The 20,448-nt window shown below is 67.2% G+C and carries 17 protein-coding genes; 8 read left to right on the top strand and 9 right to left on the bottom strand.

Features of this window, described 5'->3' with window-relative positions:
• Positions 1–17: 17 nt before the first annotated feature.
• Positions 18–3,206: an error-prone DNA polymerase gene (locus HMPREF2791_RS08345; RefSeq protein ID WP_070845002.1), complete on the bottom strand. Its 3,189-nt coding sequence runs from the start codon at positions 3,204–3,206 to the stop codon at positions 18–20.
• A 309-nt stretch (positions 3,207–3,515) separates the two neighbouring features.
• On the opposite strand from HMPREF2791_RS08345, the gene HMPREF2791_RS08340 reads away from it, so the two are divergent.
• The 5 genes from HMPREF2791_RS08340 to HMPREF2791_RS08320 are packed head-to-tail and all read left to right on the top strand — an operon-like array spanning position 3,516 to position 7,847.
• Positions 3,516–4,409: a MetQ/NlpA family ABC transporter substrate-binding protein gene (locus HMPREF2791_RS08340; protein ID WP_070475952.1), complete on the top strand. Its 894-nt coding sequence runs from the start codon at positions 3,516–3,518 to the stop codon at positions 4,407–4,409.
• Positions 4,410–4,447: 38 nt separating this feature from the next.
• Positions 4,448–5,338 carry a MetQ/NlpA family ABC transporter substrate-binding protein gene (locus tag HMPREF2791_RS08335; protein WP_070475948.1) on the top strand — a complete coding sequence of 297 codons (891 nt, stop codon included), beginning with the start codon at positions 4,448–4,450 and terminating at the stop codon, positions 5,336–5,338.
• Positions 5,339–6,367, top strand: a complete 1,029-nt coding sequence (locus tag HMPREF2791_RS08330) for a methionine ABC transporter ATP-binding protein (protein WP_070475945.1) — start codon at positions 5,339–5,341, stop codon at positions 6,365–6,367.
• The gene (locus HMPREF2791_RS08325; protein WP_070845001.1) at positions 6,364–7,065 is read left to right on the top strand and encodes a methionine ABC transporter permease; all 702 of its coding nucleotides are present in this window, start codon (positions 6,364–6,366) and stop codon (positions 7,063–7,065) included. Before HMPREF2791_RS08330 ends, HMPREF2791_RS08325 begins: the two co-directional genes overlap by 4 nt.
• Positions 7,066–7,076: 11 nt before the next feature.
• On the top strand, positions 7,077–7,847 hold the full coding sequence (locus HMPREF2791_RS08320) for an HAD family hydrolase (RefSeq protein WP_083327945.1): 771 nt from the start codon (positions 7,077–7,079) through the stop codon (positions 7,845–7,847).
• A gap of 237 nt (positions 7,848–8,084) precedes the next feature.
• Here HMPREF2791_RS08320 and HMPREF2791_RS08315 read toward each other — a convergent pair whose 3' ends face one another.
• Positions 8,085–8,963 (bottom strand): sucrase ferredoxin, encoded by an 879-nt coding sequence (locus HMPREF2791_RS08315; protein WP_070844999.1) that lies wholly within the window; start codon positions 8,961–8,963, stop codon positions 8,085–8,087.
• Between the two features lie 141 nt (positions 8,964–9,104).
• On the opposite strand from HMPREF2791_RS08315, the gene HMPREF2791_RS08310 reads away from it, so the two are divergent.
• The gene (locus HMPREF2791_RS08310; RefSeq protein WP_070844998.1) at positions 9,105–9,692 is read left to right on the top strand and encodes an AMIN-like domain-containing (lipo)protein; all 588 of its coding nucleotides are present in this window, start codon (positions 9,105–9,107) and stop codon (positions 9,690–9,692) included.
• 3 nt (positions 9,693–9,695) lie between these two features.
• Here HMPREF2791_RS08310 and HMPREF2791_RS08305 read toward each other — a convergent pair whose 3' ends face one another.
• Together HMPREF2791_RS08305 and HMPREF2791_RS08300 are read right to left on the bottom strand one after the other, a co-directional pair.
• The gene (locus HMPREF2791_RS08305; RefSeq protein ID WP_070844997.1) at positions 9,696–11,249 is read right to left on the bottom strand and encodes a Y-family DNA polymerase; all 1,554 of its coding nucleotides are present in this window, start codon (positions 11,247–11,249) and stop codon (positions 9,696–9,698) included.
• On the bottom strand, positions 11,246–11,989 hold the full coding sequence (locus HMPREF2791_RS08300; RefSeq protein ID WP_246825489.1) for a hypothetical protein: 744 nt from the start codon (positions 11,987–11,989) through the stop codon (positions 11,246–11,248). The genes HMPREF2791_RS08305 and HMPREF2791_RS08300 overlap by 4 nt, the downstream gene beginning before the upstream one ends.
• Before the next feature lie 850 nt (positions 11,990–12,839).
• On the opposite strand from HMPREF2791_RS08300, the gene HMPREF2791_RS08295 reads away from it, so the two are divergent.
• Positions 12,840–13,256 carry a hypothetical protein gene (locus HMPREF2791_RS08295; protein WP_070844996.1) on the top strand — a complete coding sequence of 139 codons (417 nt, stop codon included), beginning with the start codon at positions 12,840–12,842 and terminating at the stop codon, positions 13,254–13,256.
• Between the two features lie 288 nt (positions 13,257–13,544).
• Positions 13,545–14,030: a PspC domain-containing protein gene (locus HMPREF2791_RS08290; protein ID WP_168168298.1), complete on the top strand. Its 486-nt coding sequence runs from the start codon at positions 13,545–13,547 to the stop codon at positions 14,028–14,030.
• Positions 14,031–14,043: 13 nt separating this feature from the next.
• On the opposite strand, the gene HMPREF2791_RS08285 is transcribed toward HMPREF2791_RS08290, so the two are convergent.
• Genes HMPREF2791_RS08285 through HMPREF2791_RS08265 form a run of 5 tightly spaced genes read right to left on the bottom strand, consistent with a single transcriptional unit; the run spans position 14,044 to position 20,363 of the window.
• Complete coding sequence (locus HMPREF2791_RS08285; RefSeq protein ID WP_070844994.1) at positions 14,044–15,246, bottom strand: alkylhydroperoxidase domain protein; 1,203 nt, start codon at positions 15,244–15,246, stop codon at positions 14,044–14,046.
• Positions 15,239–16,843 (bottom strand): dipeptide ABC transporter ATP-binding protein, encoded by a 1,605-nt coding sequence (locus HMPREF2791_RS08280; RefSeq protein WP_070844993.1) that lies wholly within the window; start codon positions 16,841–16,843, stop codon positions 15,239–15,241. The genes HMPREF2791_RS08285 and HMPREF2791_RS08280 overlap by 8 nt, the downstream gene beginning before the upstream one ends.
• A complete protein-coding gene (locus HMPREF2791_RS08275) occupies positions 16,840–17,715 on the bottom strand; it encodes an ABC transporter permease (RefSeq protein WP_083290152.1) in 876 nt (291 codons plus the stop codon). Before HMPREF2791_RS08275 ends, HMPREF2791_RS08280 begins: the two co-directional genes overlap by 4 nt.
• Entirely contained in the window at positions 17,712–18,731 is a 1,020-nt protein-coding gene (locus HMPREF2791_RS08270; RefSeq protein WP_070844992.1) for an ABC transporter permease, read from the bottom strand. The genes HMPREF2791_RS08275 and HMPREF2791_RS08270 overlap by 4 nt, the downstream gene beginning before the upstream one ends.
• Positions 18,732–20,363, bottom strand: coding sequence for a TIGR04028 family ABC transporter substrate-binding protein (locus tag HMPREF2791_RS08265; RefSeq protein ID WP_070844991.1), 1,632 nt, complete (start codon positions 20,361–20,363; stop codon positions 18,732–18,734). It lies immediately after the preceding gene.
• Positions 20,364–20,448: the final 85 nt, after the last annotated feature.

Here is a 20,448-nt window from a genome sequence, read left to right as displayed (position 1 = left end):
TCTCCACTTGTACCCCATCACCGGAAATCCCGGGACCCGCGCGAGAGCAGCTCCCCCATCGCCAGCGGCTCGAGCCGGTCCGCCACCACGGACACGGCCCCGGAGGCGTTTTGCACGATCCCGCGCACGACCAGCGCCTTGGCGGTACGGGCCAACACCCGCTGCTTGTTCCACAGACCGACGGAGATGACCACGTTGATCAGCCCGGTCTCGTCCTCCATGCCGAGAAAGGTCACCCCACCTGCGGTGGCCGGGTGCTGGCGGTGCGTGATCACGCCGGCGACGCGCACGCGGGTGCCGTCTTCCACGCCGTGCAGAAGCTCCGCGGCCGGCACCACGCCCTGCGCGGACAGCGCTGCGCGCACCATCTCCACCGGCATGACCCCCGGTGTGACACCGGTGGCCGCAACGTCGGCGGCCATCAGCTCGAACGGGTTCATGCCGGGCAGCGACGGCGCCACCACCGACGACAACCCGGGCAGCATGCCCTCGCGCTCCGTGGCCGCCACGCCCGCCTGCCACAGCGCCTGCCTGCGCGTGCCCCCGAAGCAGTCCAGCGCCCCCGCCCGGGCCAGCGCCTCGACGTGCTCCACGGACAGGTCGGCCCGGCGCGCCAGGTCCGCGATCCCGTCGAAAGGCGCGGCCTGTTCAATCCGCAAAGCCGCGTCCGCGCCCAAGCCCCGCACTAACCCCAACCCCACCCGGATCGTCGACGAGTCCACGCACAGCGCCTCGCAACCGGAGTTGTTCACGCACACCGGCAGCACCTCCACCCCGTGGCGGCGGGCGTCCTGGATCAACGACTGAGGGGAGTAGAACCCCATCGGCTGCGCGCGCAAAAGCCCCACGCAGAACTCCGCCGGGTAGTGCCGCTTGAACCAGGCGGAGAAGTACACCAGCGAGGCGAACGACTGCGAGTGCGACTCCGGGAATCCGTAGGCGGCGAAGGCGACGATCTTCTGCCACAGCCGCTCGGCGACCTCGGAGCCAATCTCGTTGGTGCGCCAGCACCCCTCAAAAAACCGCGACTTCAACGCCGCCATGCGAGCCGGCGAACGCTTCGACCCCATGGCCCGCCGCAGCGCATCCGCCTCGCGGCCGGAAAAGCCTGCCGCATCCACGCAGATCTGCATGAGCTGCTCCTGAAACAACGGGATGCCCAGCGTCTTGCCCAGGGCGCGCTCGAGCACCGGGTGGTCGTACTCCACCGGCTCCAGCCCGTCGCGCCGCCGCAGATACGGGTGCACCGACCCGCCCTGGATCGGGCCTGGGCGGATCAGCGCCACCTCCACCACCAGGTCGAAAAACTGCCGCGGCTTCAGCCGGGGCAGGGTGCCCATCTGCGCGCGCGATTCCACCTGGAACACGCCGACGGAATCGGCGCGGCAGAGCATGTCGTACACGTGGGCGTCGTCAAGCGGAAGCTCCCACAAGCGCACCGTGCGGCCGGTCGTTTCCTCCACCAGATCCACCATGTGGTGCAGCGCCTCCAGCATGCCCAGGCCCAGCAGGTCGAACTTGACCAGGCCGGCCGAGGCGCAGTCGTCCTTGTCCCACTGCACCACCGAGCGGTTTTCCATCCGCGCCCACTCCACGGGCACCACGTCCGCAATCGGGCGGTCGCAAATCACCATGCCGCCGGAGTGGATGCCCAGGTGGCGCGGCTGGCCTTTGAATTGCACCGCCAGCTTCTCGACGCCCTCCGGCACCTCCGCCATCCCCTTCGCCCAACTATCAGCCGCGCCCTGCGCGAACCCCAAAGCACGCGCGGCGTCGCGCACCGCGCCCTTGGTCCGGTACGTGATCACGTTGGCCACCTGCGCCGCGTTGTCGCGCCCGTAGGTGTCGTAGACGTACTGGATCACCTCCTCGCGCCGGCCCGACTCGATGTCCAAGTCGATGTCCGGCGGGCCGTCGCGGTCCGGGGAGAGGAACCGCTCGAACAGCAGCCCCGCCTCGATCGGCTCCACATTGGTGATGCCGAGCACGAAACACACCGCCGAGTTCGCCGCACTCCCGCGCCCCTGGCACATGATGTTCTGCCTCGCGCAGAAATCCACCAGGTTGTACACGATGAGGAAATAGCCGGGAAAATTCAGCTCCTCAATCACCTCCAGCTCGTAGCGGATTTGGGCCATTGCTTTTCGACGCACCTCCGGCCCCCGCGACGCATAGCGAAACTGCGCACTCGCCAGCGTGAGTCCCCGCAGGTGGTCCATCTCGCTGCGGCCGTCCGGCGTGGGATAGCGCGGCAGCTCCGGCGCAACCAGGTCGAGCGTGAAAGCGCAGCGTTTGGCCAGCTCGACGCTGTAGGCGAGCTTGTCCTCGCACCCCGGATACATGCGTTGGAGCTGGTCGCCGGAGCGCAGCCAGTTCGCCCCCATCGGGTGTAAGTCCCCGTGCGCCTGGGCCAGCGACTCGCGCCTGGCCAGCGCCCGCTTCGCCTGGGCCAGCCGGGCCTGATCGCGCGTGGCTGCGGCCGGTGCCGCGGTGACGATGGCGGAGAGTTCGCGTGCGTGTTTTTCCGCGTGCGCGTTTCGCGCCCGGTCTAGTGCTGCGTGCCGGTCCGCGTCCTCGGGCGTCATGGACACCTCGTACTCCAGCACCACATTGTCCGCGCCGAAGACGTCGACCAGGTGGTCGATTTCCTCCGCCCACCGCCAGCTAGCAAGGACGACGCAGGTGTCGCCCAGCTGGTCGCCGATGAGCTCCAGCGGCGGGTAGGCCACTTTGTCTTTCTCGCGGGTGGCCATGTGCGCATCGGCCATCAGGTGGGAGAGGCGTTTGTACCCCTCCGGGCCGCGGGCGATCACGGGCAGGACGGTGTCGCCGAGCGTCAGCTCCGCCCCGAAGACGGTGTCCAGCCCGGCCGCGGCGGCCGCCTCCGCGAACTTCACCGCGCCGTAAAACCCGTCCCGGTCCAGCAAACCCACCGCGCTCAGGCCCAGCTCAACGGCCCGGACCACCAAGTCCTCCGGCTCGCTCGCCCCACCGAGGAAGCTGTACGAGCTGACGGTGTGCAGCTCGGCGAACGGTGTCGTCGATAGGCATTGTTTTTGCGGAGGGGGCGCCGGTTCCGCCTTGCCGTACGCGGCGCCTGCGGGCGTGCCGGTGTGCCCGACCGGCACCGGCTCTGGGTCCGGGCGGCCGGAGAGGATGCGTTCGAGCCGCGACCACGACAGCGGCGCTCCCCCGTTGAACCTCATGGAGGGGACGCTACCACTGATCGAAACTGTGTGCTAGTCCGCACGGTACCCCGCCCGCGCCCATCGCCGCCACCGTCACCACCGTCGCCGCCGTTCGGGCCCTGGATCCAGCTAGTTGCACCTCATTTTTCGCCCCCAGGACCCGGATAGCTGGGCCCTACTAGCTGGATCCGCAAAAAGGCCACAAAACCGTCCCACCCACGCCCCCGACAGACAGCTCGGTAAAGGAATTCGCCCAAAAATAGACTAAGCGGTACATAGGGTGCTAGATTCTGACCCGTCATAGATTCCCTACCCAAGGAGACCCCAATGCGTATCAAGCGCACCCTTGCAACCGTTGCCGCGGCTGCCCTCGCCACCACGGGCTTGGTCGCCTGCTCCAACGAGTCCGACGACACCGCTGACACCGCCGCCAAGGACGGCGACAACGTCACCGTCAAAATCGGCACCACCGAGGCCGACCAGGAAGCATGGCGCGTGTTCAAGGACCTGGCCAAGGACAACGGCATCACCCTGGACATCGTCTCCTTCTCCGACTACTCCCCGGTCAACGAGGCACTCGCGCAGGGCGAGCTGGACGTGAACAAGTTCCAGCACATCAAGTACCTCGCCGAGTACAACAAGGCCTCCAACAACGACTTGCGCGTCGTCGGCTCCACCGAGATCGTGCCGCTGGCGCTGTTCTGGAAGGACCACGACTCCATCGACGGCATCGAGGGCGAGTCCGTCGCCATCCCGAACGACCCGTCCAACCAGGGCCGCGCGATCAACGTGCTGGTCCAGGCGGGCCTGCTCACCCTGAGCGACACCGTCGCAGATGAGCTCGCCCCGACCCCGGCCGACATCGACAAGGCTGCCTCCAAGGTCACCGTCACCCCGGTCGACGCATCCCAGACCCCGTCCGCGTACAACGAGGGCAAGCCGGCCATCATCAACAACACCTGGCTGGACCGTGCCGGCATCGAGCCGGGCCTGGCCATCTTCGAGGACGACCCGGAGTCCAAGGAGGCTGAGCCGTACATCAACGTCTTCGCCGCCCAGGCCGACAACATCGACGACGAGACCCTGAACAAGCTGGTCGAGCTGTGGCAGACCCCGGAGGTCGCCGAGGCCGCGGCCAAGGACTCCAAGGGCACCTCCGTGCCGGTCTACCGCGAGCAGGCTGAACTCAACGAGATCCTGGACCGCCTCCAGAACAAGTAAGTCTCCACAAACACCCAACTAAGCGAAAGGAGCACGCAATGCGTACCGAGCGCGTAATCGCCGCTGCCGCGGCCTCACTCATCGCGGCCACCGGGCTGGTGGCCTGCTCGTCGGAGACGGAGTCGTCGACAAGCAATGGCGACGGCGACAAGGTCACCGTGAAGATCGGCACCACCGACGCCGACCAGAAGGCCTGGAGTGTCTTCGCCGACGAGGCGCAGAAGGCCGGCATCGACCTGGACATCATGCGGTTCACCGAGTACCCGCAGGTCAACCCGGCGCAGGTCGAGGGCCAGATTGAGATCTCGAAGTTCCAGACCATCAACTACCAGGCCCAGTACAACGCCACCGCTGGCGAGGACCTGCGCATCATCGGCTCCGGCGAGATCAACATCCTGGGCCTGTACTGGAAGGACCACGACTCCCTCGACGGCATCGAGGGCGAAGAGGTCGCGATCCCGAACGACCCGTCCAACCAGGGCCGCGCGATCAACGTGCTGGTCCAGGCTGGCCTGGTCACCCTGCGCGACGGGGCACCGAAGCTGACCCCGACCCCGGCGGACATTGACAAGGACGCCTCCAAGGTCAAGGTCGTCGCCGTGGACGCTTCCCAGACGCCGAACGCCTACAACGAGGGCCGCCCGGCGGTCATCAACAACAACTGGCTGGCGCGCGCGGGCATCGACCCGGCCTCCTCGGTGGCCGCGGACGACCCGAACTCGGAGCTGGCGGAGCCGTACATCAACGTCTTCACCGTCTCCGGCGACGACCTGGACAACGAGACCTACGAAAAGATCGTGGACGTCTGGCAGTCCGAGGAAGTCACCGCGGCGCTCAACGAGGACTCCAACGGCACGGCCGTGCAGGTCCAGCGCCCCAAGGAGGAACTCAACGAGATCCTCGACCGCCTTGTGGAGGAGTACAAGTAGATGACAAACACCGGCACCCGGATTGAGTTCCGGAACGTATCCAAGGTCTTCAAAACCAAAGACCGCGAGGTCACAGCCGTCGACGACGTCACCCTGACCGTCGAGCCGGGCGAGATCCTCGGCGTGATCGGCTATTCGGGTGCCGGCAAGTCCACGCTTGTCCGCCTCATCAACGGCCTGGACATGCCGACCTCGGGGCAACTGCTTCTCGACGGCACCGACGTCGTCGGCATGCCCGAACGCAAGCTGCGCGAGATCCGCCGCAACGTCGGCATGATCTTCCAGCAGTTCAACCTCTTTTCCTCCCGCACCGCCGCCGGCAACATCGAGTACCCGCTGAAGCTGGCCGGTGTGGACAAACAGGAGCGCAAGCGCCGCGTCGCCGAGCTGCTCGACTTCGTCGGCCTGTCCGAGCGCGGCGAGAACTACCCGGAGCAGCTCTCCGGCGGCCAGAAGCAGCGCGTGGGCATCGCCCGTGCGCTGGCGACCAACCCGTCGCTGTTGCTTGCCGACGAAGCCACGTCCGCCCTGGACCCCGAAACCACCCACGAGGTGCTCGGCGTGCTGCGCCGGGTCAACGAGGAGCTCGGCATCACCATCGTGGTGATCACCCACGAGATGGACGTCATCCGCGCCATCGCCGACAAGGTCGCCGTCATGGAGGACGGCCAGGTGGTGGAGTACGGCAGCGTCTACGACGTGTTCGCCAACCCGCAGACATCTGTGGCGCAGCGCTTCGCCGCCACTAGCCTCCGCAACCGTCCCGACGAGGTGGAGGCACGCGAGCTTCTGGCCAAGCCGGGCCGCCTGTTCACCGTGGATCTGACGGAGGATTCCGGGTTCTTCGGCGCGGCGGAAGCCGCTCGCGAGCGCGGCGTGTCGGTGGAGCCGGTGCACGCCGGCATCACCACCTTGCAGGAGCGCTCCTTCGGCAAGATGACTGTGCGCCTCAACGGCGACGACGCCGCCATCAACGAGTTTTTGGCCACCCTGCAGCAAAGCACCGAGATTGAGGAGATCACCCGATGAACCCGTCAAGCACTGGCGTAACCGAGTACATCCTCGCCGAGCCGAACTGGGACACCCTCGGCCCCACCTTCCTCGAAGCCATCGGCGACACCCTGTGGATGGTGGCCATCACCATGGTCGTCGGCGGCTTCTTCGGCCTGCTTCTGGGCCTGTTTTTGTACACCACCCGACCGGGCGGCATCCTGCAGAACAAGGCGGTGTACACCATCATCAACGTGGCGGTGAACTTCTTCCGCCCCATCCCGTTCATCATCATGATCGCGATGCTCTACCCGCTGACCTTGCAGGTGGTGGGCACCACCATCGGCCGCGCCGCGGCGACGTTTGTGATGTGTTTTTCCGCCACGTTCACCGTCGCCCGCATTGTGGAGCAGAACCTGGTGGCCATTGACCCGGGCGTGATCGAGGCGGCCCGTTCCATGGGCGCGAGCCCGTGGAAGATCATCACCTCGGTGATCCTCCCGGAGGCGCTCGGCCCGCTGATCCTGGGCTACACCTTCATCTTCATCGCGGTGATCGACATGTCCGCCATGGCTGGCTACATCGGCGGCGGCGGCGTGGGCGACTTCGCCATCGTGTACGGCTACCGCGCGTTCGAGCCTCAGGTCACCTGGGCTGCGGTGCTGGTGATCGTGGTCATCGTGCAGCTGGCGCAGTTCCTGGGCAACTGGCTGTCCAAGAAGGTCATGCGCCGGTAAGTTTGGGTGCCATGAAGGTTGCGGCGTTCGACTTCGATGGCACTCTCCACCACCCTCCCCACGGGTTCCGCGAGGAGGACATCGCCGCGATAGATGCCTGGCGTGAAGCCGGGCATCTTGCCATTTCTGCCACCGGCCGCTCCCGCACCGCCCTGGCGTACGGGATGCGCGGCAGTGGGTTGCACTTCGACTACCAGGTGCTGTCCAACGGCGGCTCCGCCACGGACGGGGCGAACCGCGAGCTCATCTTCGGCCACGAGGTTGCAGGCTCCGTGCTGCAGGCGACTCTGGACGCCTTCGGTTCCCGCGACGGCCTGGCCATCTTCGGCACCACACTGGGCAGCGTCGACGGGGTGTTCGCCAACAACACCGGTGTCACCCACGCCTTCACCGCGCATTTCCAGCAGATGACTTCCGCGGACATCCCCGCCCACCGGTTCGCCGTCGTGCCCATCTGGGTGCCGGGTAACGCGGACCTGCGCGCGGAGGTCGTCGAATGGGCGTCCGCGCTCGGCGAAGTCGAGGTCGCGCAGAACCAGGATTACATCGATCTCATGGCCCCGGGCCGTTCTAAAGGCTCAGGCATCCTGCAGCTTCTCGACGAGCTCCGCCTCCCCCGCGAATCCCTCCAGCTCTACACATTCGGCGACTCCTGGAACGACCTGCCCATGCACGCCATAGCGGATGTCTCCCACAGCTTCCACCACTCCCCTGCAGAGGTGCGCGCCGCCACGGACCGCGTCATCGGCTCCGTGTCGGAGGTCCTGGGCGAGTACATGTAGCGGCCCGCGCGCCCGCAAAACCAGATCTGCTAGTTCGTCGCCGACCACCCCGATCCGCAACTAGCAGATCACGTGTCCAACTTTGCGTTTGCCCAGGTGATGTTGAACACGAGTTTCAGCACCAACCTGATCTGCTAGGAGCGCCGCGAAAGCTGAATTGGTCAACTAGCAGATCCGCAGGTTGTGGTGCGGAGTGAGCCGCCAGCTAACTCCGCGAGGCAGAAACAGACCAGGAAGCTAACCGCGCGGGGTCACCGACGCTGCGACCCAGGCCGTGCTCTCCTTCGGCGGCTTCCCGCACGAGTCGACCACGCCAGACACCGGGCGTTGCTCCAGCTGCACCTCGTAGACCTGGCCGGACGCGGTGTCGGTGACCAGGGCGGATCCCCCATCAGACGCGGCGACTTCGAACTGGCCGTAGTGTGCGCCGGGCACTTCGGCGGCGACGGCGAGCTCGGCAACCTGCTCGGCCGGGCCGAGGGTGCCGCGGCCACGGTTGCCTGGGACGAAGTAGAGGCCCGCGGATGCGTCGGCAAGCATGGCGTCTGTGGCCTCGATGTTCATGCGGCCGAAGCTGTATGCCCACGGCATGAGCAGCATTGTCGGCGCGAAGCGGTGGCCCTTGATGTGGGAGGTCTCCCACACGACGTCGTTGCCGGGGCCGAACGGGTGGCGCGCGTGCAGCTCGTTGACCATTGGGCGGCCCTTCACCGCGCAGCAGCGGTCGCGCTTGGCGTGGGTGCAGATGAGCAGCAGCGGACGCTCGCGACGTTCGGCGCCGTTGCGGCCCGGGCCGGAGAGGTCCAGATCCAGCAGCTCGCCGGGGCCGTCGACGTGCTTAACCTCGGTGACGGCCTCATCGGCGAAGACGAGGTACAGGTGATGGTCGCTGATGTTGCGCCCCTCGCGCGTTGGGTGGCGGATCAGAAGCAGCGTCGCATTGTGCTCCTCGAGCATCGGGGCGAGCTTGGCGGTGAGCTCCTCGCCGAGGGCGGCGTCGCCCATGACGTCGCGGGGCCAGGCCTCCGGCCATTCGAAAAGCACGTACACCGAGCCGGGCTTGGCGGTTCCCGGCAGCGGTTCAACCTCTACATCAGAGCAGGGCAGTTGTTGCATGGCACCACCATAGCCAACTGGGCGAATTCACTTCCGAGACCACCTCTTGGACACCACTCCAAGTTATAACGGTTGGGTAACCTTCTGCGATTTCGCCCTTTTTCTTTTTGTTCTCACCCGGCCGCTGGCTACGGTGACTGGGTGTTTACATTCTCCGGTCTTTCCCGCGCGGCGCTCGCGGGCCTGTGCGTGGCGGTTTCCGTCGCGTGCGGCGCCTGCAGCGTTGTCGACGATGACGCCGGGAAAACGCTGGCGGGCAGCGTCGCCTCCCCCACCACGCAGCTGCAGCCGCTGGGCACGGCGGACCCGTCGCCGAAGACGCAGCGCCCGTCGGTGCCGTCGCGCCTGGCCGTGGTCGGCGTCCGCGTCGGCGCGCACGAGGGCTTCGACCGCGTGGTGGTGGATCTTGAGGGCGACGGCGACCCGGGCTGGTTCGTGGACTACACCTCCACCCCGATGCAGGAAACGGTGGGCCAGCCGCTGCAGGTGGCGGGCAACTCTTTCCTCAACATCAACGTCGACGGCACCGTGTACCCCTTTGAGCTGGGCAAGGACAACAACGTCCCCGTCACCATGGCGGGTGACACCGGCAACGTCATCGACGTGATCAGCGCCGGCACGTACGAGGGCCGCAGCCAGGTCGTGGTGGGCCTGCGCTCCGAGCTGCCGTACTCGGTGCAGGTGCTGGAGCACCCCACGCGCATCGTCGTGGATATCGTGCAGAAGTAACCCCTAATACACAGCCTCCACGCGCCAGCTGCGCCGGCTCCACACCAGAAGCCAGCCGGTCACGGCGCCCTCTTCCCCGCCTTCACGGCCCACAACCTGCATGCGTGCGACGCGGCCTGCGGGCAGGTCGGTTTGCGTCCACCAGTCCGCGTCCACGGGCCACGGGCCCGCCCATCCGGTGACCAGGTAGCGCTTCTCACCCCAGGCCAGCCCGTACGGTTCGCTGCTCAGCAAGGCTTCGGCGGTGACGATGACGGGGGCACCGGAGGCGTCGACAAGCATGATGCGCGAGGCCGGGTGGTCGATGCCGCCGCCGAGGCGCGCGGGCAGGGGTTGTGGGATCGCCCCGGGCCACGATTGCCTATCGACGTCCTCCGGTTCCTCCCCGAACGGCACCATCGCCACGCGCTCGGCCACCCCGCGCCCGCCGACAAGGCGCGGTTGGAGCACGGCGTCGATGCCGAGTTGGGACTGGACGCGCTCGACCACCCGGCGCGCGGTGTCGATGGAGGCGCCGTCGGCCCACAGCTCGCCGACTGGTTCGGGCGCGGCGAACTCGAGCGGCTCGAGGATGAGGCTGGTGATTGCGCCGGAGCCGCCGTTGGTCAGCCAGCCGTCGAGTTGCCAGCGCACGCGATCCGCGGTGGCAGCTTCGGTGAGTGGTTCGCGGGTGCGCCAGACGCGTTCGACGCGGGTGCCGTCGTGGAGCTCGGCGACGACTTTCAGGCGCAGGCAGTTGCGGCCGGCGTCTTTGAGCCGTTCGTGCAGGCTGGCGGCCAGGGCGCGGGCGGCGAACGCGGCGGCGTCGACGCGCTCGATCGGATCCTCGGGCGTGATGGCCACGGCGAGGTCTTCCACGGGCAGCTCCGGGGCGACGCGGCGGTCCGGCGCGGCGGAGGCGATGCGGTGGATGCGCATGCCTTTGGTGCCGAAGCGGGTGGTCACCGCATTCGGCGGCAGCTTCGCCAGCTCGCCGAGGGTGGAAATGCCCAGCTGGCCGAGCGCTTTGACGGTGTCCATGTCCGCGGCGAGCGATTCTTCCGCCACCAGCACGCCCAGCGGCTGCGCGGCCAGGAATTCGGCCGAGCCACCTGGCGGGACCACCTGGGAGGCGCGCGCAGCGATGAGCGCGGTGGCGATCTCGTCGGCGGCGCCTGCCTGGGTGTCGATGCCGCGGCGCGAGGCAGCGTCGATAAGCATCTCGAGCGCTTTGCCCTCGGCCCCGTGGAAGCGGCCCGCTGCGTCCACGTCCACCACCACGAGCCCGGGGCGCAGGACCTCCACGCTGGCTGCGACCTCGTCGAAGCTGGCGGCCAGCGAGGCGAACATGCGCCCGTCGCGGTCCGGGTTGTCCTCTATCACCGTCAGTTCGGGCGCGACCGCCTGCGCGTTGCGCACCCGCATCCCGCGGCGGATGCCCACCTGGCGCGCGGCGTGCGAGCACACCTTTATCCGGTGCTGCGCCGCGATCGCGATCGGTTCCGCCAGCTCATCGCCCGATTCCAGCCGCGCGGCCTGCACCGGCCAGTCCGGGAACCACAGCGCCGCGGCCCTCATGTGACGGCCTGGAGCCTTCGCCTCTCGACGCCTCCGGTGCCCAACGTCACCCGCGCACTCGCGGGACGGTAGCCCTTGGCCTGCGCGCGGACGTCGAAATCGATGCCGGTAATGCGTCCCGTCCCCCGGCCGATGCCGTGGAATTGCGCGAGCTGGCCCGTGATGGTCAGCGCTGGCGAGGGCACTTCCACGTTCACGCACACCAGCGCTGCCTGGCCTTTACGGATCCGGGCGAGCAGGGGGCGTGCGCGAACCGGGGTGAGCTGGAACGGGCTGCGGGTGCGCAGCACCACCAGGTCGAGCCCCTCAGCGAGCACGCCCGCGACGCTCAAGTCGTCGAGGCCCGCGTCCGGCACCGCCACCACCCGCTCCATCGCGTCTGCGTCGTCGCCTGTACCGATGCCGGCGTAGGACAGCTCCGGCCACCCCACCACGCCTGCGCGCCCGCCGGTCTGAACCACCTGGCTGATGAGCTCCACGATCAGCGCCGGGGTGTCGCTGACGTGCGTGACCGCCCGGCGCGGCAGGCCACCGTTCGGCAGCACGAGCGAAAGCCCGCCCGCCACCATCAGGGTCTCCGCATCCTCGACGACCTGCTGCGGAACCTCTCCGCCGATAGCGGCCATACGGGCGCGCAGCTCGGCGATCTGGTCGGCGCGCGAGGGTTGACCTGACGGTTCATCCACAACCGCCAGGTTCGCCGCCGCTGCCGACGCAGCTCGAATAGGTGTTCCACTCACGCCAGACAGTATGCACCCCGGGGCCGACGCAGGCAACGCTCCTGGTCGAACATGTTTTCTACTTCATCTTCATGAGAACCTGGCCCATGGGGCCACCTCATCCACGATTGCCACATCAAGCCGCACCGAGGCAAAGATCCTATGCAGCAGGTGCAGGGCGTGAAGTACCCCAGATGGTGGCAATGCTTAAATTTAGTGTGCTACAGAACACATTCCTTGCGGTGTCTGTGTACACTTCGCATGTGAGTCGCCTATCAGGGTGACCTCCCCGGAACCAAGCGGCACGAAGAGTGGGCCAACTGATCAGGCGGTACAGCGGGTGCTGCGCAGGCCAGAATTGGAGTGGATTATGAGATCGAGTGAAAATCGGTCGCGTGGGTTCGTTGCACTCGCGATCGGCGGGGCAGCACCTCTTCTTGGAGTAACAATCCCTGTAGCAGGAGCCGCCATTGCTGGTTGGGGTATCGCTGCTGCGGCCTTTCCTGTCTCCGCTTTCTTCTTTTATCGAGCGAAGGATGACGACAAAGCGCGCGCGTAAAGTTCCGATTTCATCGCATTCCTTCGTGAAAGTCCTGTACCGCACTGATGCGGTACAGGACTTTACTTTGCAAGGAAGATCCAGACACCCCCTGTTTGAACCTTAAATCATCTCAAAGCCTATTCGCTTATGTCTGCGTCAACTTAACGAGAAACTCGCCTCAGATCCCCCGCCACACGCCTCACGAACCCAGGCAGAGTATCTCTCGGCGGAGCAGCGGGACGGCAAACCGCTGGGCGCTGACCTACTAAGCAAGCACCCCACGACGGGCGCGGCGATCGCCTCACCATCGCCCTGGTAACGTCGCCTTTCGTGATCCCCATCAGCGCAGCAGAGGTCCGCAACCGCGTCACGCCGATCCCCACCCCGACCGTCGTGCGGGCACTGGGCTCTTTCGGCGTGGGCGGGTCCGTCGGCGTGATGGTCTCGCAGGCGCCGCTGGGGGTAAAAGCGGCCGTGGCGATCCTGTGCGTCGTTGCCGCCGTCGCCGTCACGCTGCTGCACCCCTACCGCAAACAGCTCCGCGCGTTTGCGGAGGAGAAGAACGTGGCCAGGGTGCCGTCGATAGGCATGGTGCTCCCCCTGATGCTGTGGTGGCTGCTGCTCATGCTCGCGCCACTGGCCGGTTGGCCCGCGGTGGGCGCGTGGGTTACGGGCGTGCTGGCGGCCGCGGCGGCGTGGGTGCTGTACCCGCATGTGGACGGGTCGCGGCGCCTCGCGTACGCATAGAGCTGCTCGAAAGGATCTACTCGAAAGGCTTTCTAGTAGACGAGTTTTCGCAGCTCAACCTAGAAACATTCCCTTTTGAGTAGCTTTCGAGCTCCCCGGGAGCACCCCTTCGCACAGACCCCTAGTAGCAAAGCCCTATTAAGGCCGAAATCGGCGCATACTCGGGGTCTGTCACTGGGGGTCTGTGGGTGGCACGGCGCAATCGCCACGGCAAGACAGCCCCGCCCCAGCCCCGCCGCGCCAAAACCCCGGCTGCGAAGTCCGGCAAACGCACGGATAATGGCGCGCATGGCTCAAGGATCTTCAAACTCGCTCAAGCACATGTGGGACACGCGTCCGCGCCGCATCCCGAAGGACGAGGGCGGACGCGCCGTCATCGCCGGTGTCTGCGCCGGTTTCGGCGAGCGCTACAAGGTCGACCCGGTGGCTGTGCGCATCGCGTTTGTCATCCTCAGCCTCGTATTCGGCGGCGGCCTCTTCGCCTACCTGCTGTGCTGGATGTTCATGCCGCGCGTGGGCATGAACATCACCCCGGCCAAGGCCATCATCACGCCGAAAAGCGAGCTCACCCCGCACGAGATCGAGGAGCGCAAGCCCGGGTGGTGGCTGCTCATCGGCCTGATTGTGTTCCTGCCCGCGGCAGGCCAGGCGGGGGATGTGCGCGGCACCCTGATCAGCTTCGCCGCGTTCTTCTTTGTCTGGTTCTTCACCTACGCGCGCCAGCCGGAGCCGCCGGCAGGCCCCAACAGCAACGACGACCTGGTCTGGCGCTAACCAGCAAAACCAACTAGCGGTAGCGCTTCGGCACGTCCGGCTCACCGAGCGTGAGCATCAGCCGGTTCGCCCAGTTGAAGAACGCGGATGAGTTCACCACGTCCAGCACCGCCAGGTCGTCCAGGCCCGCGGCCCGCAGCGCGTCCACGTGTGGCGCACCGAACTCGTAGGGGGTGCGGGTCAGCGCCACTGCGGCGTCGCGGATGGCGTTCCACAGCTCGGATTTAAGGTCGGCGGTGACGCCTTCGCTAAGAAGCGTGTCAATGGCCTCCGCGTCGCCGCCTTCCTCCTTGGAACGGCCCTGGTGCACCGAGGCGCAGTACTCGCAGCCGTTCAGGCGCGAGGCCACGGTGGCGGCGAGTTCGCGCTCGGCGCGGCCCAGCCCGCCTTCGGTGTTGTAGAAGATGTCCAGGTCCGTCAGTGTGCGGGCCTTGAGCGCCTGCGGGTCGCGCGCGAGCAGGCGGAAGTACTCCATGTCGGCGCGCTCGGGCTTAATCAGCGCGTCGATGTGCTCGTCGGTCAGCTCGTCCTTTTCCAGCGGCGCCACCCACGGCTTCCAGCCCAGCGGGTGCGCCACAAACTTCTCAGGCGCGACCACCTCGGGCTGCAGGGTGGCCTCCGCGGGCGCCCAGCCGGGATCCGCAACGCCGGCTCGCCTATCGACGCCCTCCGGCACCTCGCCGCCACCCGCCAGCACACGCACGCCGTGCACGACACGCAGCTGGAACGCCACAAAGGCGATGAGCTGGCCGAGCGAGACGATCGCGTTTTCGTTGTAGCCCGCCTCCTGCAGGTGCCCGATCGCCGCGGGGGATGCGTCCTTGGGGTGGAAGGTGAGCAGGTGGGCGAAGTCGAACGCGGCGGCCAAAGCCCCCTCGCCGAAGGTCACGAAGTCGCCGCCGGCGTAGGGGCCGGCGGACACGCCTGCACGCACGGCGTTTTCGACCACGGCGACCAGCGACTCGTCCTCGTCCGCGAGCAGGTCGGTGTAGAACGCCGCGGCGCGCTTCGCGCCGGAGACGCCGGCGATGAACGCGGCGACGGCGTAGCGGGTGGACACCGGCAGCGCCCGAATCAGCGCGTCGTCGGTGGGCTCGAACAGCGCCTCGAAGCTGCGCTGCGCGTTGTCCACGGCCTCGGGACGGCGGCGTCGCAGCTCGGCCAGCTCGGCCGGGGTTTCGGCGAGGGCGTCAATGATGTCGGTGTGGTTAGACAACAAACTCTCCTAACTGTCGGGCGCGGAACACGGTGCCGGGGATGGCGTTGATGAGCTCGCGGGTGACATCGTGCTTCGGGTGTGCAAACACGTCGTTGGTCGCCCCGTATTCCACCTGGCGGCCGCTGCTGAACACGCTCACGGTATCCGAAATCTGGCGCACCACCGCCAGGTCGTGGGAGATAAACACGTAGGTCAGGCCGAGCTCGCGCTGCAGGTCCTCCAAAAGCTCCAGGATCTGGGCCTGCACGGTCACATCGAGTGCGGAGACGGCCTCGTCCAGCACCACCAGCTCCGGCTCCACAATCAGTGCACGGGCGATGGCGACGCGCTGGCGCTGCCCGCCGGACAGCTGCGCCGGGGTGCGGGAGGCGAACGTCGCCGGGTCCAGCGCCACGCGCGCCAGGAACTCGTCGGCACGTTTCAGCGCCTCACGCTTGGATGCACCGGCGAGGTTGCGCAGCGGCTCGGCGACGATCTCGCCGACGCGCATCTTCGGGTCCAGCGAGGAGTACGGGTTCTGGTACACCATCTGCACCCGGCCGCGAAGGGCCCGCTGCTGCTTCGGTGTCAGCCCCGTCAGCTCCGTGCCGTCTAGGGTGATGCGTCCCGAGGTGGGCTGGTTGAACATAGAAATCGCGCGCCCGGTGGTGGTCTTGCCGGAGCCGGAGCCGCCCACCAGCGCGTGGGTGGAGCCGCGCGCCACGTCGAAGGAGATGTCCTCGACCGCCGTGAAGTCGCCGTAGCGCTTGGTCAGACCGCTGACGGAAAGGAGGGTCTCTGGGGCAACCGGAGGACGTCGATAGGCATCTGCGACCGCAAGCGAGGGCACGTTGGCCAGCAGGCGCTTCGAGTAGTCCTGTTGCGGGCTGGTCAGCACCTGGCCCACCGGCCCGTGCTCGACCACTTCGCCGCGCTCCATGATCACCACGTCGTCCGCCCGGTCGCCCGCAACAGCGAGGTCGTGGGTGATGAAGACGATGCCAAGGCCCAGCTCAGCGCGCATCTCGTCCAACAGGTCCAGGATGGTCTTCTGCACTGTGACATCGAGCGCGGACGTCGGCTCGTCCGCAATCAGCACCTCGGGCTCGAGCGCCACCGCGGCCGCGATGAGCACGCGCTGCTTCATGCCGCCGGACAGCTCGTGCGGGTACTGGTTGTAGCGGCGCTCCGGGTCGTCGATGCCCACGCGCTCCAGCAGAGCAATTGCTTTGCGACGGCGCTCCGCCGCATCCCCCACCCCATGAATCTCCAGGCCATCCTCCACCGAGGCGCCGATGGTCTTCAACGGGTTGAGCGAGTTGTTCGGATCCTGGGGCACCAACCCGATCTTCGTGCCGCGCAACTTGCGCCACTCGGCGTTGCTGAGCCCGGCGAGCTCTTCGCCCTTGAACCGGATGCTGCCGGAAAGCACGTTGCCGGAAGGACCCAGCAGGTCCAGCGCCGCCATGGCGGAAGTGGTCTTGCCGGAGCCGGACTCGCCCACAATGGCGGTCATGTTCCCGGCCTCGACGGAAAACGAGATGTCGCGCACCACCGGGTCCGCGTCGCCGTACGCGACGGTCAGGCCGCTGACTTCAAGCAGAGGCGTGGTCACTTCACATCACCTTCCTGTTGGATCACCTGAGACAGGTGGTTGGCGGACATCACGGTGGCCACGATGGCCAGGCCGGGCAGCAGGATCAGCCACCAGGCGGTTGCCATGAAGTCGCGGCCTTCCGCGATGAGCAGGCCCCACTCCGGGGTCGGCGGCGGCGCGCCGTAGCCCAAAAAGCCCAGGATGGACAGCTGCAAGATGGCGGTGCCGAACTGCAGCGCCGCCAGCGCCAGCACCGGGGTCAGCGAGTTCGGCAGCACGTGGCGGAACAGCACCTGGGCCTGCGTTGCGCCGGAGCCGTAGGCGGCCTCGACGAAGTCCGCGCCCGCAATCTGGATCACCTGCGAGCGCGCCAGGCGCGCGAACGTGGCCACCGACGTCATGCCGACGGCGAACGCCGCCTGCAGCGAGCCGAAGCCGGTGACGATGATGATGGACAGCGACAGCAGGATGCCGGGGATGGCCAGCAGCACATCCACCAGGCGCATCAGCACCGTGTCCACCCAACCGCGCTGCGTGCCGGCGATCAGGCCGATCAGGGTGCCCAGCACCAGGCCGACGGCCACGGCGATCAGGGCACCCAGCAGCGACTGGCGCGCGCCATACACCACGCGCGAGAACAGGTCGCGGCCCACCGCGTCGGTGCCAAAGATGTACTCGCCGTTGGGGGAAAGCAGTGCCACGTCGACACCGTTGTACGGGTCGTGCGGCGCGAAGATGCCCGGCACGATCGCCCACAGCGCGGCGATGGCCAGCACGATCAGCGACAGGATGGTCGCCGGCGAGCTCCAGCGGCGGTGCTTGCGGGCCTTGCGCGGCCGGTGGTCCTTCTGCGGCGCGCGCTGGTTGTGCACCAGGTTGGTCGTGCTCATCGGACGGCCTCCTTTGCGGTCGTAGCCGGGGTGTGTGCGGCGGTCTGCTCATCAGGGGCCGCAGGGGTGGTGGCGGTCTGCGCCACGGCCTGGTCGCGCAGACGCACGTCCAGCACCGGGTAGAGCAGATCCACGATCAGGTTGATCACCACGTACGCGGTGGCGGCGATGAGCACCACGCCCAGCAGCACCGGCATGTCGCGGCTGGACACGGCGTTGACGGTCAGCGAGCCCAGCCCGGCGCGACCGAAGACGGTCTCGGTGACTACGGCGCCGCCGACCAGCTCGCCGAACAGCAGGCCAGCCATGGTGATCGCGGGCAGCAGCGAGTTGCGCAGCACGTCACGCCAGAAGATGCGGGCCTCGCTCGCGCCGCGGGCGCGCACGACCTGCACGAACGGCTGGGCGCGGACCTCGTCGATGGAGCGGATCAGCACCTGCATCAGCGGCGCGGCCATGGGCACGGCGAGGGTGAGCGTGGGCAGGATCAGCCCCTCCAGCGGGGTCGGGTCAACCACGTTGACCCAGCCCAGGCGGAAGGAGAAGAACTGCAGCAAAAGAATGGCGATCCAGAAGCCCGGCAGCGAGACCATGAACGACGGCAGGGCGCGCACGGCGCTGCGCAGCGCGCCGGCGCCGGGCAGGGTGGCCACGTACGCGGTGGCCAGCGCCACCACGATGGCTAGGCCCACGGATGTTGCGGCGAGCGCGAACGTGTGCGGCGCGGCGTCCGTGATCAGGTCGAACACGGGCGTGCCGGATGCCACCGAGTAGCCCAGATCGCCGGTGAACAACCCGCCCAGGGTGGCGAAGTACTGCTGGATCAGCGGCTTGTCCACGCCCATCTGCTCGCGGATCTGCTCGATCTCCGCCTGGGACAGGCCCAAGGCCGGGTCCGCGTAGCGGGCGGCCACGCCGTCGGAAGGCAGCGCGGACAGCAGGAAAAACGCCAGGGTGTAGGCCAGAAGGAGCACGATGAGCGCCTGGCCGATGCGCTTGAGAACGTACTTGCCCATCTACTTGTCCTCCTCGCGGTCGAAGTACACCGAGTAGAAGCTTGGGCGCGCCACCGCCTCGGTGTCGAAGCCCTTCACGTGCGGCGCGAGCGCGTAGACCTGCGGCTCTTCAAACAGTGGCAGCGTGTAGGCGTTTTCGGTCAGATGGTCCTGCACCGCCTTGGAGGCGGCGGCGCGGCCGGCGTCGTCCGGGGTGGAGACCACCTTGTCCAGCAGCGCCTGCAGCTCCGCGTCGATCGGCGTGCCGTCGCCGGCGTTGTTCAGCAGCGAATCTCGGCGGTCCACGGACAGGTGCGATTCGATCACGTCGTAATCCGCACGCCCCACCATGGTGTGCATGAGCTGGACGCGGTTGATGTCCTTTTGCGCCGCGTTCTGCGTTGCGCGGTCGCCGGCGACCATGTTCAGTTCGATGCCCAGCTCGCGCAGGTCGGACTGGATCATGGTGACGATCTCCTTCGAGCGCGGCTGCGGCAGGGCGTGGTTGACCCACAAGCTCAAGCGTTGGCCGTCCTTTTCACGGATGCCGTCCGGCCCGGAGACCCAGCCGGCGTCGTCGAGAAGCGTGCGCGATTGATCCGGGTCGAAGGTGTAGGCGCCCGGCTGCTCCGCGTAGCCCAGGGCCTTCGAGGTCATGGACGAGGTAGCCAGCGGGTAGGAATCCGACAGCAGGATGCGGATGATCTCCTCGCGGTTGATCCCGTGGATGATCGCTTGGCGGACGCGGATGTCCTGCAAAAGCGGGTGGTTGAAACGCAGCGCGAACTGGTTGTTCATGCCGTTGGCGGTGGCGGCGACCACCTGCACGCCCTGGTCCTTCAGGTGGCGCTCCACCGGCGGGGAGATCGTGCGCGCGGCGTCGGCCTGGCCGGACAGCAGCGCGCCGGAGCGCATGGCCTCTTCCGCGGCCAGGGTGTAGTGGATGCCGTCGATACGCGCGCGCCCCTGGTGCTCGAGCGACGGCGGCGCCCAGTCGTAGTCCTCGCGGGCCTTGAGCACTAGGTCGGTGCCCAGGGTCTCGCTGTCCACCACGAACGGGCCGGAGCCGATGACGTTTTCTGCGTTGCCGGGGCCGAAGTCCTCGTTGCGCAGTTTGAGCGAGGAATCGGCCAACAGCCCCGCGTTGTAGGTGGACGTCGCCTGCGCGAAACCGGGCGAGGGCTCGGAGAAGTAAAAGCGCACCGTGTCCTCGTCGACAACCTCTCCGCGCTCGTAGTTGGAGATTTGCTCCGAGACGTTGAGCAGCCGGTCCTTGTCGCCCAGGCCGAACAGGTCGAAGTTGTCCACGATGTTCTGCGCGGTCATGGGCGTGCCGTCGGAGTAGGTCACGTCGGTGCGGATGTCGAAGGTGAACACCGTGGCGTCGTCGTTGATCTCCGGCAGGTCCGTGGCAATCCAGGGCTCAAGCTCCAGCGTCTCCGGGTCCTGGTAGAGCAGCCGGTCCGTCAGTTGGTTGACCACGCCGCCGTTGGGGTAGAACCCGGCGGCCGGCGGGTAGAGGCTGTTAAACCAGTTGGACTCCAGGTAGGTGAGCACGTCACCGTCGTCGCCGCCTGCCGCCGCCGCGCACCCGGCGAGCAGGCTGGCTGCCGCGCCGAGCGCAAGCGTTGCGGCTACCTTTGTTTTAGGCACGTTATCGCCCCTCTTTCTTCGGTTGCGCAGTGCACATTACCACTGTTAGACAATCCGGTTCTTACGCAATAGACTAGGCAGTCTA

The sequence above is a fragment of the Corynebacterium sp. HMSC034A01 genome (genome assembly GCF_001838175.1).
Taxonomy (GTDB): domain Bacteria; phylum Actinomycetota; class Actinomycetes; order Mycobacteriales; family Mycobacteriaceae; genus Corynebacterium.
This window is presented reverse-complemented; position numbering and strand designations above follow the sequence as displayed.

Coding starts and splice junctions, on each gene's coding strand:
- HMPREF2791_RS08320 (WP_083327945.1), top strand. CDS start 7,077: ATGAAGGTTGCGGCGTTCGACTTCGATGGCACTCTCCACCACCCTCCC.
- HMPREF2791_RS08275 (WP_083290152.1), bottom strand. CDS start 17,715: ATGAGCACGACCAACCTGGTGCACAACCAGCGCGCGCCGCAGAAGGAC.
- HMPREF2791_RS08305 (WP_070844997.1), bottom strand. CDS start 11,249: ATGAGGGCCGCGGCGCTGTGGTTCCCGGACTGGCCGGTGCAGGCCGCG.
- HMPREF2791_RS08335 (WP_070475948.1), top strand. CDS start 4,448: ATGCGTACCGAGCGCGTAATCGCCGCTGCCGCGGCCTCACTCATCGCG.
- HMPREF2791_RS08270 (WP_070844992.1), bottom strand. CDS start 18,731: ATGGGCAAGTACGTTCTCAAGCGCATCGGCCAGGCGCTCATCGTGCTC.
- HMPREF2791_RS08325 (WP_070845001.1), top strand. CDS start 6,364: ATGAACCCGTCAAGCACTGGCGTAACCGAGTACATCCTCGCCGAGCCG.
- HMPREF2791_RS08290 (WP_168168298.1), top strand. CDS start 13,545: ATGGCTCAAGGATCTTCAAACTCGCTCAAGCACATGTGGGACACGCGT.
- HMPREF2791_RS08330 (WP_070475945.1), top strand. CDS start 5,339: ATGACAAACACCGGCACCCGGATTGAGTTCCGGAACGTATCCAAGGTC.
- HMPREF2791_RS08340 (WP_070475952.1), top strand. CDS start 3,516: ATGCGTATCAAGCGCACCCTTGCAACCGTTGCCGCGGCTGCCCTCGCC.
- HMPREF2791_RS08315 (WP_070844999.1), bottom strand. CDS start 8,963: ATGCAACAACTGCCCTGCTCTGATGTAGAGGTTGAACCGCTGCCGGGA.
- HMPREF2791_RS08345 (WP_070845002.1), bottom strand. CDS start 3,206: ATGAGGTTCAACGGGGGAGCGCCGCTGTCGTGGTCGCGGCTCGAACGC.